The sequence below is a fragment of the Streptomyces sp. RLA012 genome, assembly GCF_056270325.1.
This window is the reverse complement of record NZ_JBWDPA010000002.1, coordinates 1,018,653-1,035,071: the sequence shown is the minus strand read 5'-3', so window position 1 is coordinate 1,035,071 and position 16,419 is coordinate 1,018,653. Positions and strand designations below refer to the sequence as shown.

Below are 16,419 nucleotides of genomic sequence, written 5' to 3'. Positions count from 1 at the left end.
CAATGGCAAGGCATCGGGTGCGGCCGAGCCCTTGCTCATGATCCCGCCGACCAACCGAACGGAAAAGGCCGTGAATCCCGCCCTGTCATTCGAGCCATTGAGTCCCGTGTCGTTCCTGGACCGGTCGGCCGCGGTGTTTCCCGAGCGCACGGCTGTGATCGACGGGGACCAGCGTTTCACGTACGCACAGCTGCACGACCGGTGCCGTCGGCTCGCCGGCGTTCTGGCCCCGCTCGCGAACGGCGACCCGGTCGCGGTACTGGCACCCAACACGCACATCATGCTCGAGGCCCACTACGGAGCCCCGTGGGCCGGTGCGCCCCTGGTCACGATCAACACCAGACTCTCCGCTCCCGAGGTGCGTTACATCCTCGAGCACTCGGAGAGCGCGGTGCTCCTGCACGACCCGCAGTTCGACGACCTCGTGGCCACGGCGATCGACGGGATGCCGCATCCGCCCCTGATCGTGCGCGCCGGCCCCGGCGACGACGGCGCCTACGAACAACTTCTCGCCGCCGCCGCGCCGACGGCCGTCCCCTTGCCCGATGAGGGCGCGCTGCTGTCCATCAACTACACCTCCGGAACGACTGGTCGCCCCAAGGGCGTCATGTACCAACACCGTGGCGCCTATCTCCAGGCACTCGCGATGGTCACGCACACTCAGCTGAGCACAGCGTCCGCCTACCTCTGGACCCTGCCCATGTTCCACTGCAACGGCTGGTGCTTCCCGTGGGCGGTGACCGCCGCCGGCGGCACACACGTATGCCTGCCGAAGGTGGAGGCTTCCGAGATCTGGCGGCTCATTCACGACGAACACGTCACACACCTCTGTGGTGCCCCTGCCGTGCTCTCCATGGTGGTGAACGCCCCGGAGGCCAAGCGCGACACGGACGGCGTCATCCGGTTCCTGACCGGCGGGGCGCCACCGAGCCCCACCCTGCTCGCCGCCGCGGAGGCACTGCGCTTCGATGTCACGCATCTGTACGGGCTCACCGAAACGTACGGGCCGTCGGTGCTGTGCGACTGGCACCCCGAATGGAATGGCCTCGCCCCCGAGGAACAGTCCCGGCTTCGCGCCCGGCAGGGCGTGTCCAACATCGTCGGCCTCACCGCCCGCGTGGTAGCCAACGGAGTGGACGTACCCGCGGACGGCACCACGATCGGTGAGATCAGGTTGCGCGGCAACAACCTCATGCTGGGCTACCTCAAGGACGCCGCCGCCACGGCCGCGGCCGCACCGGACGGCTGGTTCCGGACCGGCGACCTCGGTGTTCGCCACCCCGACGGATACATCGAGCTCAGGGATCGCAGCAAGGACGTCATCATCTCCGGTGGAGAGAACATCACCTCGATCGAGGTCGAGCAGGCTATCGCCAGCCATCCGGCAGTCCTCGAAGTCGCCGTGGTCGGTGCCCCGGACGACCGCTGGGGCGAGGTGCCGGTCGCGTACACCGTGCTGCGCCCCGATGCGGTCGCCACCGAGCAGGAGATCATCGACGACCCTGTTGCCTATTGGCAGTTGAAGGCTGACAGCGGCTTGGTGGTGCTGGCAGGGTTGGTGGTGCGGTCGGTTCTTTCCTGGTCCCCGGTCGTGGGGTGGGATGGGCGTGTCGATGGAGCCGCGGTCGTGGCCGGAGCCGGATCCCGTGGTGGCGCGGGCGGTACGGGCGAAGAACTACGGGCGGCAGGTGCCGTTGCCGGTGGCGGTGCGCGACCGGCTGGGGGAACTGTTCCCGGACGAGGAGTTCGCGGAGGCTTTTGGCGCGACAGGGCCGGCGGGCTGGTCCCCGGGTCGGCTCGCGTTGGTGACGGTGTTCCAGATGGCGGAGAACTTGACGGACCGCCAAGCCGCTGAGGCGGTGCGTGACCGGCTTTCGTGGGCCTACGCGCTCGGGTTGGAGCTGACCGACACCGGCTTCGACTTCACCGTGCTGTCCCAGTTCCGTACCCGGGTGGTCGAGCACCATCTGGAGGAGAAGGTCCTGGACCTGCTGCTGGCCAGGCTGACGGAGCAGGGTCTGGCCGGTGCCGGGGGCAAGCAGCGCACCGACTCCACCCATATCGTCTCCGCGGTGCGGGACCTGAACCGCCTGGAGCTGGCAGGGGAGAGCGTGCGGGCGGCGGTGGAGGCGTTGACGGTGGCCGCGCCGCACTGGGTCGCCGGCGTGCTGGACGTGCCCGGCTGGTCGCGCCGCTACGACACCCGGATCGACACCTGGCGCATGCCTTCCTCCGCCACCAAGCGCGACCAGCTCGCGCTGACCTACGCCCGCGACGGCTTCGCCCTGCTCAGCGCCGTCTACGATCCACGCTCCGAACCCTGGCTGCGAGAGCTGCCCGCGGTGCAGACCCTGCGCACCGTGCTGCTGCAGAACTACACCCGCACCACCGCACGGGGCGGGCGCGAGGTCGTGGCCCGGCGCACCAGGACCGAGGAGGGTGGTGACGGGCTTCCGCCCGGCCATCTGCGCATCGCTTCCCCTACGACCTCGACACCCGCTGGTCCGCCAAGCGCGACACGTTCTGGAACGGGTTCAAGCTGCACGTGAGCGAGAGCTGCACGGGCGCGCCTGAAAAGGAGCGCACCGCCCCGAACCTGATCACGAACGTGGCCACCACCGCCTCCACCGTCCCCGACACCAAGGCCCTGGACGGCATCCACCAGCAATTGCAGCGCCGCGGCCTGCTCCCGGGCGAGCACTACCTCGACTCCGGCTACCCCAGCGCCGACCTGATCGTGAAGTCCCGCCAGACCTACGGCATCGCACTGATCACCCCGGTTCTGCTCGACCAGTCCCGCCAGGCCCGCGAGAACGCCGGCTTCCAGGCCGACGCATTCACCATCGACTGGAAGTACCAGCAGGTCACCTGCCCCCAGGGGCAGACCAGCTCTTCCTGGAGCCCGTGCACCCAGCACGGCTATCCGATGATCGTGGTCGCTTTCACCAAACCGGCCTGCGGCCCCTGCCCGGTCCGCGAGTTGTGCACCACCAGCCGCCGGGGCTTCCGCCAGCTCACCTTGAACCCGCGCCCGCTGACCGAAGCCCTGCGTACCGCCCGCGCCGAGCAGGCCGACCGGCACTGGCAGGACGCATACGCCCTACGCTCCGGCGTCGAGGGCACCATCCGACAGGCCCTCGCCGTCACCGACAGCCGCCGGGCCCGCTACCGCGGCCTGGCCAAGACCCACCTCGAACACGTCCACAGCGCCGTCGCCCTCAACCTCATCCGCCTGAACGCCTGGTGGAACGGCAAACCACTCGACCGCCGCCACACCAGCCACCTCGCCCGACTCGAACTCAGCCTCGCCGCGTAGCCGAATGGGCAACAGGGTCATCGACCACGTCAAAGACCGCATCGCACGATTCAAGGCGCCCAAGCGGGTCGTCTTCGGGGAACTGCCCCGAACCTCCACCGGGAAGATCCAGAAGTACCTGCTCCGCGAAAACGAGCGGGCTGCCGGCTCACTGGCTCCCCTGGCCTCCGATGGCGCGGAGTAGGAACGGCAATAGGCGGTCGGCCGTCTCCGCCGCCGAGCCGGCGTCCACTTCGTCCGGCGGCAGCGGGGTGAGGAAGAACCTGCTCATCATGGGACCGATGACCAGGTCGCCGAGCAGATCGGCGTGCTCGACAGGCGCGATTTCACCCCGGTCCACCGCACGTTGCACGATCTCCTCCATACGTAGGCGAACGGGCAGCACGAACGCCTTCGTGAGGGCGTCGGCCAGGGCGGCGTTGTGCCCACCCTCGGCGATCAGGGACCGCAACACCCCTCCCTCCTTCCCGGTCATCGAGGCTGCCTTGTCCCGGAGCAGGGCACGCAGGTCCCCTTCGAGGGTGCCGGTGTCGGCAGGTGCCGTGAGCTCCTGGGAGTAGGCCGCGGCAGCGTCGACGACCAGGAACTCCTTGGACGGCCAGCGGCGGTAGAGGGTGGCGGTGGACACTCCGGCGCGGGCCGCCACGGCGGCGGTGGTCAAGCCGCCGTAGCCGCTCTCGCCCAGGACGGCCAGAGTCGCATCCAGCAACGCCCGGTCCCGGTTGGCATCGCGGGGGCGGCCCCGGCGTGCCGCCGACTCGGTCATCGGTCATCCCCCGAAGAGACACGGCGAGCCACATGCGGGCCGGAGCGCTGGACGGGTCGTTCGAAGAGTTCAGGAAGCGTGGGAGGGGTCACACCGGAAAGCGTACATCAATACGAAACGAAATGCTTTCGTTTCGTATATGCTTCGGGGCATGCCTACCGACAACGTGGACCTCGACTCCACGACAGACCACGCGGCACAAACCGTCACCCGCCTGCGCGCCACCTTCAACACCGGACGCACCAAGCCCCTCTCGTGGCGGAGGCAGCAGCTGCACGCGCTGCGGCAGATGCTGGCCGAACATCAGGACGTGTTCGCAGACGCGCTGTACACCGACCTCGGCAAGAGCGCGACCGAATCGCACGTCATGGAGATCGGTTTCCTCATCAAGGAGATCGACCACACCCTGCGCCACCTTGACCGGTGGACGCGCCCGAGCAAGGTCTCTGTACCTCTGGTGCTCGCGCCGGCCCGGGCCTGGACCGTCCGCGAGCCGCTAGGCACAGTGCTGATCATCAGCCCCTGGAACTACCCGCTGAATCTGGCGCTGGCGCCCCTCGTCGGCGCACTGGCCGCCGGCAACTGCGTCATCCTCAAGCCCAGTGAAGTCGCCCCCGCAACCTCGGCCGCGCTCGCCCACTGGCTGCCCCGGTTCCTGGATCCGGAGGCCGTGGCCGTCGTCGAGGGGGGCGTACCCGAGACGACCGCCCTGCTGGAACAGCGGTTCGACCACATCTTCTACACCGGCAACGGCACGGTGGGACGCATCGTCATGGCTGCCGCGGCCCGCCATCTCACCCCGGTCACCCTGGAGTTGGGCGGCAAGAGTCCCGCCGTCGTCGAACCCGGCGCCGACCTCGCGACGGCCGCCCGTCGCATCGTCTGGGCCAAGTTCATGAACGCCGGCCAGACCTGCGTCGCGCCCGACTACGTGCTCGCCGTCGGACAGGCGGGCGCCGACATCGAGTCGCACCTGGCCGCAGCCATCCGGGAGATGTACGGCACCGATCCGGCCCGGAGCGCCGACTACGGCAACATCATCAACGAGCGCCACTTCGACCGGCTGGCCGGTCTGCTCAACGATGGCCGGACCGTTGTCGGCGGCGACCACGACCGTCCCAGCCGTTACATCGCCCCAACCGTTCTCGCGGACGTCGACCCCGACTCGGCCGTGATGCGTGACGAGATCTTCGGCCCCATCCTGCCCATCGTCCGCGTCCCGGACCTGGACGCGGCGATCGCTTTCATCAGCGGTCGGGACAAGCCGCTGGCTCTCTACGCCTTCACCGCATCCAAGCGCTCCAAGCAGCGGCTGATCGCGGAGACGTCCTCCGGCGGCTTGGTCTTCGGCGTCCCGACCGCTCAGCTCGGCGTGCCCGGTCTCCCCTTCGGCGGCGTGGGCGAGAGCGGCATGGGCCAGTACCACGGCGCACACTCCTTGGACACCTTCAGCAACATCAAGTCAGTCCTCGACAAGCGGCTCACTCCGGACACCATGGGCGTGACCTATCCGCCCTACACCCGCCGCAAGGACCGCATCCTGCGACGGATCACGTGACGGCTTGCAGCACGTGCTGGTCCGAAGCCGTTGCGATGGCGCCGACGGCCTTCTGCAATCTGACCGTGGCCATGCCCGGAATTGCTCATGAAGCGCGAGGCCAGGTCTAGGCCTGAGATGACGCTGTCCGCCCCCCTCTCGGCAAGTCCTTGCGAAAACTGGAGTTCATCATGGATGGGTTTCATCCCTTCCGCGTATTGCGGGCCCGAGGCCTGTGGATCGTCAACGGCGTCGTCACGGGCGTCCTGGCCTTGTTGTTCGCGGTCCTCTACATCGGTGCCAACGTCGATCCGGTCGGCCACCTTCACAAGCTGCCCGTCGGCCTGGTCAACGCAGACAAGGGCGCGAATGTCGGCGGCGAACACGTCAACCTGGGGGCGCGGACAATCGAGTCGATCACGAAATCGAATGCCGGTGGAGACGCGATCGACTGGAAGTGTGACGGAGCACGACAGCTTGCGAGTGGTGCACGAAAGCTTGCGAGCGTGTTGCTGCCGGTGACTCTCTGCACGACAGCTCGGAGGAGCGAACCAATCCTGGTTCGCAGCTCGGTAGCTTCGCCTGAAGGTGAGGACGTGACGTAGCGGGCAGGGGCCAGCGAGGATGCCCGTTCGTGCTCGGCGCCCACCTCCGCTTCACCATGGTCATGGCCGCGGGCTCGATCGCGGGAGCTCTGCTGGGCGGGCTGCTGCTCGGCGTGTTCTCGGAGCTGGCATCCCCGCCCTGGCCGTGATCCTGCTCGTCTTGGCGGTCAAGCTCGCCCGCCACGGCTGAACTTCTGCGTCGCTGGTGAGCAATTTCGAATACTTTCGGTGATCGCGCCACGGTACAGGGCGTGGCTGCTCCTCTGGATGCATGGCTTCTGCGACCAGACCGGTGGTCCGGTCCGACTCATGCGTCCTGGACATGCTGATCGTGGGGCATGCAGGTGACGAGACGGCACGGGGTCGGCTGACGCTGTCCGAGGGCTGGCAGCGGCGATGGGTCACGTCGTGGCGGGTCGACGGTGGGTCGGTGGCATGGCCGGTGAGCGACGTGGGCTCGGTGCCGGTCGGCTCGTCGTCTCCGGTTCGAGGGTTCACCTGGAGAGCGAGGCAGGGGCACCGGCCAGGGCTGCAGTTCATGGTGTCGACCGGCCGCCACCACGGGTTCGAGTCGCTGGAGGAGCAACGTCTGCTGCTCGCACTGGACTTCGTCCGGGTCGTGGATGTGCTGGTCCAGCCGTTTGAGCTGGACTTCGAGCATGAGGGGGTACGCGCACGGCACACCCCAGACTTCCTGGCGGTGATGCCGGGCGGGGGCGGGTGGTTGTTCGACGTCCGGCCAAAGCGGCTGATCGCGTCGCTCGACGCCCTGAAGTTCGCGGCGGCCCGGCACGTGGCGGAGACCGTCGGATGGCGGTACGCCGTGGTGGCTGGCTGGCGTCCGCACGTCCACAGCGTCCTGGATTTCCTGTCGTCCCAGCGTCGCCCGTTGCAGGACCCGATGCGGCTCCAGGGTGAGCTGCTGGCCGCCGTCGAGAATGCGGGGACGCTCACATTCGGCGAGATGGCCGGGGCGACGACGTTGCCGGTGGTCGCCCGCGCACACGCGACGCATCTGCTCTGGCACCGGCGGCTGGCCACAGATCTGGGCAGTCCCTTGAACGACGGATCGCCGGTCTGGCTCGGTGCCTCACTGCGGGGGCGTCCGTGACGGCCGGGGGCAGGCTTCGCGATCTAGCCGTCGGCGGCCGCCTGCTGCTGAACGGGGTCGAGTGGAGGGTCGAGTTGATCGAGCCGCAGCTCGGCCGGTTCCGCCTGCTGCATGAGGACGGGCGGAGGGAGAAGCGGACGATCCGCTGGCTGATCGAGCACCCGGACGTCCGTCAGGTCGGGTGCGGCTGGCCGGACCAGCGGGAGCGAGTCGCGGGACAGCCCGGCAGCCGGGCCGATCTGACGGAAACCCGCCTGAAGCAGGCCATGATCAGGGCCGAGCATGTGAGGGAGGCCGCGACCGGCTTCCGCGACGGTCGCCCGTCCCGGGCGCGGCCAGGTGAGCCCAGGCCCGCCTATGATCCCGACCGGACGACGCTGACTCAGAGGCGGCGGGCCAAGGTCGAGGAGCTGGGGGCGATGCCCGCGCACGAGGCGGAGATGCTCGGGTTGAAGGGCCTGGGGCTGCGGACTCTGCAGGGCCTGACCGCGCTGGAAGGCGAGAGTCTGCTGCTGGCCTGTGCAGACGGCCGTTGGACCCGGCGCCGGATCGGTCATCCAAGCGTCACCGAGGAGATCCGCCAGGCGATCTTCGCGGTCAGGAAGGAGTGCGGGCCCCGGTCCCGGATCGGGATGAGGGCCAAGCACCGCCTGCTGCACCAGTATGTCCGTGAGACGTTCCCCGACTTCCCGGTCGACAAGATTCCCTCGCGCTGGACCCTGACCCGGGTCTGGGAGGAATGGTTCGGACCGGGCGGCGGCCGGCAGCGCTATCTGCGGACTGCCGAAGCCGCGGCGGAGGCCGGTGTCGGGCACCGGTTCGTGGTCCACCGGCCGGGGCAGGTCCTGGCCCTGGACTCGACACCGCTGCCCGTCCAGCTGCGCGAGACGGTGTTCGGCGAGCCGGTCGCGGCGACGCTGACATTGGGCCTGGACCTGTTCACTCACTCGCTGCCCGCGTTCCGGCTCACCCTGGGCTCGGACACATCGGTCGACATCGCAATGTTGCTGCGGGACGTGATGATGCCGTTGCCGATGCGCGAAGGCTGGGGCGAGGACATGGCCTGGCCCTATCCGGGCGTCCCGGCGGAGATCATCACCGAGTTCGCCGGCCACGAGGTCGCGGGTCTGCCGTTCTTCGCGCCGGAGACGGTCACCACAGACCACGGCGGACCCTACAAGAATCACGCCCTGGTGGAGGCGGAACGCGAACTGGGCTGCAACATCCTGCCCGCGCGAGTCCTGCGGCAGACCGACAAGTTCGCCGTCGAGCGGGTTTTCGGCGCGATCAAGACGCTGCTGTTCGAGCACCTGCTGGGGTTCACCGGCACGGACGTCGCCGACCGCGGCGCCGATCCGGAAGCCGCCGCGGTGCTGACGCTCACGCAGATGGAGCACTTGATCGCGACGTGGATCGTCCGGATCTGGCAGACGCGCAAGCTCGGCGAGTACGCCCCTGTCTGGGGGCCGGGCGAGGACCACAGCCCCAACTCGCTGTTCGCCGTCGCGATGCAGCAGGGCGGCTGGTCCATGCAGATCCCCGCACCGGAGCTCTACTACAAGGTCCTGCGCAAGCACCACGTGAGGATTCACCCGCGACGCGGGGTCAAGATCCTTGGCCTTTGGTATCACACCGACGTCCTGGAGCAGGACCGCTTCCGCGGCCCGTCTGGGCGCGGCGGCAAGCACGCCGGAAAGTGGGTGGTCCACAGCGATGGGCGGGACCGCCGGCAGGTTTTCTTCCAGGACCCTGACGATCACGGCACCTGGCACACCCTGCGCTGGACAGGGCTGCCGCCCGAGGGCGAGGTCCCCGCGTTCTCCGACACGAGCGTGACGGACCTGCTCGAAAACGTCCGCCAACACGGTCTCGCGCCGCGTTCGGAGGAAGAGCTGCTGCCGGTCCTGGTCGAACTGCTCACCGCGACCACCCCGGTGAATCAGTGGCCGACCCAGAAGACCAGGAGGGGCAAGGCCCCTGGCGGCAAGCGGGGACGGTCCGCCCGGGCCCGCGAGGACTCGCGCGGCCGCACCGCGGCAGCCGACCGGGCCTCGGGCGGGCCTCCCGCCGCCGAGGAAGCCGCTCCCGCCCCGCTTCCGGGGATCGACCGGACCGTCGACGACTCACGGCGCCGACGCCGGGAAGCGGCCCAGCGTCGTGAACCGGTCGCACCACCGCTCCTGGACGACGTCCTGCGACGGCGGAGCCTGTTCCTGCTGCCAGATGGGCTCGGCGAAGACGCCCCGACAACAGCAGAGGAGGGTGCGTGAGCCAGGACGTTCTGGCAGGGCTGCCCACGCGGGCCCAGATCGCCGAACTGATCATCCGTCCCCGCCACCATCGGGACACCTTCGAGGGCTGGCAGCACTTCCGCACCACCCGGGGCATGCCGACTCCACCGCCCATGCTCACTGCGGCCCAGCGGGGATTGCTCCCGCCGGACCGCCGGGCGGACTACGACCTGTTGCGCCGGCTGACGAACGTGAACCTGCCGATCCAGCAGACCCCGATGTCCGTGAAGGTCGCCCGCCTGATCAACCGACGGCTGAACGGCAACGTCCTCAAACAGGACGACCCGACACTCTCGGGAATCATGGTCAGCGGCTCCGGCAACCATGGCAAGACCGCCACGGTCTGCGCCGTCACAGCGGCGTTCGAGGACACCTGGCTCGACCTGCACCACTCCCTCAATCCGAACGCGATCGAGGGCACCTTGGACCTCCACGCGCCGGTCGTCTATGTCCAGACCCCGGTGACGGCCAGCCCGAAGAGCCTGTGCCAGGCGGTCTTGAACTTCTTCGGCCCGCAGCCCCGGCAGCTCACGCTCCCCCAGCTGATCCGACAGGTCGCCGCCTCTCTGCGCGACCATGGCGTCCGCGCGCTGATCCTGGACGACATCAACCGGCTGCGCATGCACCGCGCCGACGACCAGGACGTCCTGGACCTGATCCGAACGCTGATGAGCTTCCAGGTCACACTGATCCTGACCGGCGTCAATATCCCCGGCATGGGCCTGCTGCGCGAGGCGAAGTGGGACGCCGGGAAACGCCACTGGATCCTGCCCCCGCTGGAAACCACACGCGTCCACGGCCTGGAGGTCACCCAGACCGAGCGCCGCTTCGAGATGGTCGAGCTGGACCGCTTCCGCTACGGCACCAGCAGGGAAATCGAGGCGTTCACCGACCACTTGCACGGGATCGAAGTCCACCTGCGGCTCCTGAACGCCAACCCGGGCATGCTCACCACAGGGACCATGCCCGAGTACCTGTTCCGGCGATGCGAGGGCGTCGTCGGCATCCTCGGCCGGCTCATCGCCGACGGCGCGCAGGAGGCCATGGACAGTGGGCGGGAAATCCTCGACGAGACCTTGCTCGACGACATCGTGATCGGCAGGGAGGACCGTACCGACGGCCATGCCGAGGACCAGTCCGAAGCCGTCGTCTCGCAGCCTCGCTCCCGGCGGCGCCCTCGCCGCAACACTGTTTTCGACGACCGCGGTCCCAGGCCGGAGACAGCAACCGCGTGAACACCCTGCCCGACGACCGGCCGCTGCCCCGCAGTCTGGTCCCGCTACCCGGAGAGAGCCTGTTTGGCTTCATTCTCCGTCTCAGCCACCGCCTCGACGAAAGCCCACTTCAACTGGGAAAACGTACAGGCGTGAGCCGCATGGTCAGCCGGCAAGGCGCTCACTCCATCCCGAGCCGACTCCTGCTACGGCTGGAGACCTCCCAGCTGGGATCTTTCGCGAAGGCGACCAGGCTCGACGAGGAGGCCGTCGACGAACTCACCCTGCGGCCGCTCAGCAACCGCTACCCGCCGCTCGCCGAAGCACTGCCCCTGCTCAGCAAAAAGACGGCCCTCCCGCCTTGGCTCCGCTTCGAAACCACCCGCTACTGCCCCAGCTGCCTGGCCGGCGACGGGTCGACGATCCAAAACCGCCACGGCGGCCCGTGGAAGAGACAGTGGCACCTACCGATCCTCTTCGCCTGTCTTGATCACAACGTCTTCCTCCGAGACATCTGTCCCGCCTGCCAACAGCAGCCCCTGCAAAGGACGCCGGGCACCAACTCGGCAATCCCCACCCACGGACTCGGCAGCCTCCACCCAGCGCAATGCCGCCGGACCGTCGCCCTCGCAACAAAGCAGCCCTGCGGAGCCCGCCTCGATCGACCCGCCCATCACTCCGGTCAGGACCTGCCCCTGCTGACCCCCGACATCGCCACCATCCAGCAAGAACTGCTCGACCTACTGAAAGGCACCGCCCCGGCCGATGCTCAGACGTTCTTTGCCGACCTGAACCTCGTGGCCACCGTCATCTCGGCAGCATGGCCGCACCACCCCGAAGCGTCCGCGCCTACCGAACTGCTCGACGCCTTCAGCAGCCACCACGACGCGCAACAAGATCTCATCGAGAGCCGAGAGCCCCAGATCAAGGGCCCGCCTCGGCTCGACACGTCCTGGAGGATCACCCCGCAGTCTGCGCCGGCCACGGCCGCCCTGCTGACCATGGCCAGACACTCCATGTACCTGCCTGCCGGTCACCTCAGAGAACAACTCACCGAACTGCTGGCGCACGCCCCAGGCCGGAACCACCCACGCTGGGGCGGCACCTGGAAAGCGACCGCAGTCCAACGCTGCTCGATACAACTTCGCCTGGCTTTACACGACCCTCTGGCCGAACGCCCCACCGAGCCACCCAGCGCTCTGTCCGCAGAGGTTCGCTGGGTTGGCCGTCGGGGGAGGGCTGGGGCCTCGGGCGGGGTGCCCCAGCCGCCGCCCCCATCGCCGCCTATACCCACGTCGGGCGTATCAGGGCGCGAGTGAGCGTCCTCACGACGATGCTTCGTCTTCGACGCCTTCTGCTTCCTCGACAATGTCCGCCGTCGGCGTACCCATCCGTGCGCGCACCAGGTCTGCACGAGCCCGCAGCATCAGCGCATAGGACCGTACCACGCCGGCGATCGCCGCACCGGTCACGCCCGCCAACACACCCACTGCGGCGAGAAACTGAGCTCCCTCAGAGAAGGGCTCTCCTGCCTCTGCTGCGGCCTGGATCAACAATCCGATCATTCCTGGCTCCTGATGCCGTTTGGACTGATACCAGGAAGCGTCCGCCTAAATCTGTGCAGTGCTGTGCAAAGTGCACACCCATATGTCAAGCTGCTGATGTCAATCGTGGAAGTACAGGGGGAACACGAATGACGGAAGCTCAACGTGCACTGATCGCTTTGATCGAGACGCACATCAAGAACCAAAAGAAGCCCAAGACGCAGATCGCGAGCCAAGTCGGTATCTCGCGGAGCGCGCTGTACAACCTGCTCAGGGGCGACAGCCTGCCGCAGGAGGAGATCATCAATGGGCTGATCAGGGTCCTAAACATTGGCTCGGATGACAAGCAACGAATACGGCGGCTCCTCGACGAGATACAGGACGGCGCAGTCAGCACGCGAGACCGTGACGTCCGGAAGTTCCTGACCCAGCAGGCCAGCGCCCTATTGGCGGGCGCATACAGCCTTCCCATGGGCCGCACAGGTCACCGGGAGCCGTATGTAGAGGCCCAGTTGGAGAAAGTGGCGACCGAGCAAGGCCCCGTCTCCTCCTCCGTCGAAGGCTTGTTCCCCGTTCTTTCCCGTCAGCGTCACGCGATCATTGAGGGTGTCGCCGGCTCTGGGAAGACGTCTGCCCTGCGGCACATCATGATCGCGTACACCGAGGTTCTGACTGGAGCGAGCACCCAATCAGCTACTGAAGCCAAGCGGCTTGCGGACTCAGGTCAAGCACGTATCCCCCTATGGCTGTCGGCTCGTGACATCGCAGGCCGCGGCCTGCTGACCGAACGCATCCTGGCCGGGCTCCAGGCCAACCTCAAAACACAGTCGCCACCACTCAAGCAGGGCTTTTGGAAGTCACCCGCCCTCGATGCCCGATGGCTGCTCCTGGTCGACGGCCTGGATGAGATCGTCGACTCCCAGGACCGAACGGATCTCATCAAAGACCTGGCGGTGCTGGCCGACGGTCAGACAGTCGACCTGGACATCGTCATCACCACGCGACCCGCCGCCGGATCGGACCTGCAGGATTTATGCAAGGCCGGCTTCGCGCACTACCGGATCAGCCGCTTCGCCCCCGATGACACCCGCAAACTGGCCAAAGCCTTCCTTGCCGATACTCCGCTTCTGGACGGCTTTCTCGCGGACATCCTGCAGCCCGCGAACGCGTGGATCGCTCAATCACCCCTCTACTTGCGCTGCACGCTCGGCATGATCGTGGCTGAGGACGAATCCGCTGTCTTTCCGACAAGCAAAGTGCACCTGTTGGCCCGGTTTTTGGGCCTGTGTATCGGTGAACGGCACGATAACCATGAGGTGGAGGAGAAGCTCACCACAACAATCACCAACGCCGGAGTCACCTTCAATGTGGCCCGCACCCTGGTCGAGCTGCGTCAGACGCTGCTGCTGGAAACCGCCCGCGCACTGGTGTTGTTCGGCCAGGACCCCCTGCAGGCCGCAGTCGACCAGGCCAAGGCACTTCTGTCCGCCGATGCGCTGACCTTCGTACGCGACCCGGACAGCCTGATCATCACCGTCCTCAAGAGCACCGGCCTGGTCACCGAGCACGCCGGAACCCTGCAATGGGCGCACCGCGTCCTGGCCGAGTTCATGGTCGGTCAGGCCTACGCCAACGATCTCGACAAGGCCCTTCGGATCGAGGGAACCCACCGCCAGAGGCCGTGGCCGCCAAGCGATCTAGAGTCAGACCGCCTCATCGGCTGGGCCCTGCGCTATCTGCACACCGATGTCTTTGTCATGGCGATCGTCACCTTTATCGAGCGTCACGGCGGGGACTTCGAGCCGCTGTTGCACGTTCTGTTGGCGCGCAGCGACAGCAACGACATGGCGCCCCACCACTACGGTCACAGCCTCGTCACCGTCAATGGAGACAGCAGCCAACCCGACTACCCCGCGGTCCTGGCCGGCCGACTCGTCGCCTTCGGGGCTCGGGCCTCGGCCCCCACCTACAACGCCCTCGTGGAGCGTCTGTGCCAGCGCTCGGGGACGATCCACAACGCCGACCTGTACACCGACGTCATTCTTGCCCTGCCCGACCGCACCACCGTTCCCGGACATCTGGCCAGCCTGCTTGCAGACCCCAAAACCGCCTACGGGGTCGCCTTGCGTGTGGCCGTGCGTACGATGGCCTCCATCGACACCGTCGAGGCCACCGTGCAACTGGCCCTCGACGCTCTCGACGCAGCATCGCCCCGAGAACGCACCGTGACGACGTGGCCCGGCAGATCGAGCACGTGCGACCAGAACAGTGCGGTGATCACGGCGCAGGCTCTGACCTTCCTCGGCCCTGACGCTCACGAGCACGTCAACCGGCTCCTCGCCCCGTTCGACCAGGACCAGCTCGAAGACCCGGACCGACTCGACGACTTGGACCGTGTCATCATCGCCGACGCCTGCCGAGCTATGGGCGACCCGGAGGGCAGTATCCGGCACCTTCGACTGTGCGAGAACCCCTACGCCGGCGTGGTAGTCGACCGATTCCTTCTGGCGGAGCGTACGGATCTGGCACTGGCCAGCGCGCAGGCAGTGGTCCAATACATGTGGCTGGAGGGAGCAGTGCGAGAGATCACCGCCCTCTGCGGCCGCCTGCCATCCGCCGACTTCGCCGGCCTGACACGCCATCTGCTCGGTCGTGTCATCGCCGAACAGGATGAACTCGACGCCGATTCACCGCATGTCATTCGCGTCGGCAGCGGTCCGTCCACCGAGGCAGCGCATGTCACGGCACAGATCCTCGCTCTCATAGTCCAGGGCGCCGGTCCCGGTGCAGCGGCTTTCGTCAGCAGCACGATCCTGGAGCCACGGCCCCCCGGAGCTGCCGGTGCCACGTGGGACATCCTCCACCGGGATGAAGAGACCCTGGGCCGCGCCCTTGACCCGGTGCGACACCTCGCCGCGGCAGACGACCCAGAGGCCGCGGTGGCATGCCTGTGGTACCTCGTGGAAAACGTCCCGCTCGAGGACTACGCACACATCGAGTCACTCAACATCCTGGTCCGGCTTGGGGAACGCCGAGCCGAAGAGCGCGTGACCACCTTGATGAGGAGTTCCCGTGTGGATACCGGATCGCGGCTGCACCTCATCAAGTGCCACCTCAACGGCAAGCTCGACCACGTCGCTTACGAGGCCCTCACGGACCTGACAACCAGCGCCGACGGCAAGGACATCGTTGAGGTGGCCCGCCTCGTGCGACACGACAGCAATCTGATCAACCTCGCTGCACAGCGCATGGCCCATGAACTCCGCGCAGGCCACATCTTCTGGCCGCCCGACTTCCACGACGCCCTGCGCATGCTCACCGACCTCGCCCCGCCGGACGAAAGCCTGGGCTTCTTCGACGAGTGCTTGTCAGATCGTGACCTGTCCGTGGCGGCACGCTGGGGCATACTCCAATACCTTCGCCACGAGGACATGCTCCAGGCGACGATGAAGCCGGCCGTACGCCAGATCCTGGCCGACCTCAACAACGGAACCACCTTCCGCGAAGGGCTCGAGCAGTTCGGCGACTTCCTCGAGCACGGCGAAACCAACATGCTGGTCCTGCAGCGCATCCTGCGTGGTGCGGACTCACTCACGGAACTCTTGGCCGACGCCGACATCCTGCCCGCATTGCTTGACCGGACTGAGGGCCACTGGCCCTCAGACCCACGCGTCCTTAGCCTCCTGCGGAGGCTGTGCTCTTACGACCCCGTCATCGAGGAAGACGAGTTCGAGCAGTACCGCGACCCGAGCCGCCTGACGGACGACGCGCTGGCCTACGGTATCCGCATGGCGGACGGCTGGCCCGATGGAGCCGCCGACGCTGGCGAGTCAAGATCCCTTGTACACCACCTCAACGGGCACTACGAACTAGACCTGACAGCCTTCGCCATGGCGCTGCCAGAAGCTGGCGATGCTACTTACGCTCGAAACTGCCTCCTGCGATGGTCGGCCGACGACCGCCTCAGCCAGGCACTCCGTGACAAAGCTCAGGAATTGCACGCCAGGCTGGAAAGGTGAGTGGCCGCCGGATCCC

11 protein-coding genes and 1 pseudogene are annotated in these 16,419 nt (G+C 67.4%); 10 read left to right on the top strand and 2 right to left on the bottom strand.

What is annotated here, in order from left to right; all coding sequences use genetic code 11:
• Positions 1-106: 106 nt before the first annotated feature.
• The 3 genes and pseudogenes from RV986_RS05155 (at position 107) to RV986_RS05145 (ending at position 3,316) form a co-directional block, all read left to right on the top strand.
• Positions 107-1,855 carry an AMP-binding protein gene (locus tag RV986_RS05155; RefSeq protein ID WP_475924182.1) on the top strand — a complete coding sequence of 583 codons (1,749 nt, stop codon included), beginning with the start codon at positions 107-109 and terminating at the stop codon, positions 1,853-1,855.
• A pseudogene (locus RV986_RS05150) lies at positions 1,758-2,549 on the top strand (transposase); the annotation flags it as partial. The gene RV986_RS05155 and the pseudogene RV986_RS05150, both read left to right, overlap by 98 nt.
• The gene (locus RV986_RS05145) at positions 2,546-3,316 is read left to right on the top strand and encodes a transposase (protein ID WP_475916236.1); all 771 of its coding nucleotides are present in this window, start codon (positions 2,546-2,548) and stop codon (positions 3,314-3,316) included. The pseudogene RV986_RS05150 and the gene RV986_RS05145, both read left to right, overlap by 4 nt.
• A 148-nt stretch (positions 3,317-3,464) precedes the next feature.
• Here RV986_RS05145 and RV986_RS05140 read toward each other — a convergent pair whose 3' ends face one another.
• Positions 3,465-4,082, bottom strand: a complete 618-nt coding sequence (locus RV986_RS05140) for a TetR/AcrR family transcriptional regulator (RefSeq protein WP_475916235.1) — start codon at positions 4,080-4,082, stop codon at positions 3,465-3,467.
• Between the two features lie 151 nt (positions 4,083-4,233).
• On the opposite strand from RV986_RS05140, the gene RV986_RS05135 reads away from it, so the two are divergent.
• The 6 genes from RV986_RS05135 (at position 4,234) to RV986_RS05110 (ending at position 12,159) form a co-directional block, all read left to right on the top strand.
• A complete protein-coding gene (locus RV986_RS05135) occupies positions 4,234-5,640 on the top strand; it encodes an aldehyde dehydrogenase family protein (RefSeq protein ID WP_475916234.1) in 1,407 nt (468 codons plus the stop codon).
• Between the two features lie 170 nt (positions 5,641-5,810).
• On the top strand, positions 5,811-6,224 hold the full coding sequence (locus tag RV986_RS05130; RefSeq protein WP_475916233.1) for a YhgE/Pip domain-containing protein: 414 nt from the start codon (positions 5,811-5,813) through the stop codon (positions 6,222-6,224).
• A 271-nt stretch (positions 6,225-6,495) separates the two neighbouring features.
• Positions 6,496-7,335 carry a TnsA-like heteromeric transposase endonuclease subunit gene (locus RV986_RS05125; protein ID WP_475916232.1) on the top strand — a complete coding sequence of 280 codons (840 nt, stop codon included), beginning with the start codon at positions 6,496-6,498 and terminating at the stop codon, positions 7,333-7,335.
• Entirely contained in the window at positions 7,332-9,605 is a 2,274-nt protein-coding gene (locus RV986_RS05120; RefSeq protein WP_475916231.1) for a transposase, read from the top strand. The genes RV986_RS05125 and RV986_RS05120 overlap by 4 nt, the downstream gene beginning before the upstream one ends.
• Positions 9,602-10,861 carry an AAA family ATPase gene (locus RV986_RS05115; protein WP_475916230.1) on the top strand — a complete coding sequence of 420 codons (1,260 nt, stop codon included), beginning with the start codon at positions 9,602-9,604 and terminating at the stop codon, positions 10,859-10,861. Before RV986_RS05120 ends, RV986_RS05115 begins: the two co-directional genes overlap by 4 nt.
• A complete protein-coding gene (locus RV986_RS05110; RefSeq protein ID WP_475916229.1) occupies positions 10,858-12,159 on the top strand; it encodes a TniQ family protein in 1,302 nt (433 codons plus the stop codon). The genes RV986_RS05115 and RV986_RS05110 overlap by 4 nt, the downstream gene beginning before the upstream one ends.
• Before the next feature lie 6 nt (positions 12,160-12,165).
• Here the strand turns inward: RV986_RS05110 and RV986_RS05105 are convergent, their stop codons facing one another.
• Entirely contained in the window at positions 12,166-12,405 is a 240-nt protein-coding gene (locus RV986_RS05105; RefSeq protein WP_475916228.1) for a hypothetical protein, read from the bottom strand.
• A gap of 128 nt (positions 12,406-12,533) precedes the next feature.
• Between RV986_RS05105 and RV986_RS05100 the strand changes: the two genes are divergently transcribed.
• Complete coding sequence (locus RV986_RS05100) at positions 12,534-16,403, top strand: NACHT domain-containing protein (protein ID WP_475916227.1); 3,870 nt, start codon at positions 12,534-12,536, stop codon at positions 16,401-16,403.
• Positions 16,404-16,419: the final 16 nt, after the last annotated feature.

Coding starts and splice junctions, on each gene's coding strand:
- RV986_RS05130 (WP_475916233.1), top strand. CDS start 5,811: ATGGATGGGTTTCATCCCTTCCGCGTATTGCGGGCCCGAGGCCTGTGG.
- RV986_RS05125 (WP_475916232.1), top strand. CDS start 6,496: ATGGCTTCTGCGACCAGACCGGTGGTCCGGTCCGACTCATGCGTCCTG.
- RV986_RS05100 (WP_475916227.1), top strand. CDS start 12,534: ATGACGGAAGCTCAACGTGCACTGATCGCTTTGATCGAGACGCACATC.
- RV986_RS05140 (WP_475916235.1), bottom strand. CDS start 4,082: ATGACCGAGTCGGCGGCACGCCGGGGCCGCCCCCGCGATGCCAACCGG.
- RV986_RS05135 (WP_475916234.1), top strand. CDS start 4,234: ATGCCTACCGACAACGTGGACCTCGACTCCACGACAGACCACGCGGCA.
- RV986_RS05105 (WP_475916228.1), bottom strand. CDS start 12,405: ATGATCGGATTGTTGATCCAGGCCGCAGCAGAGGCAGGAGAGCCCTTC.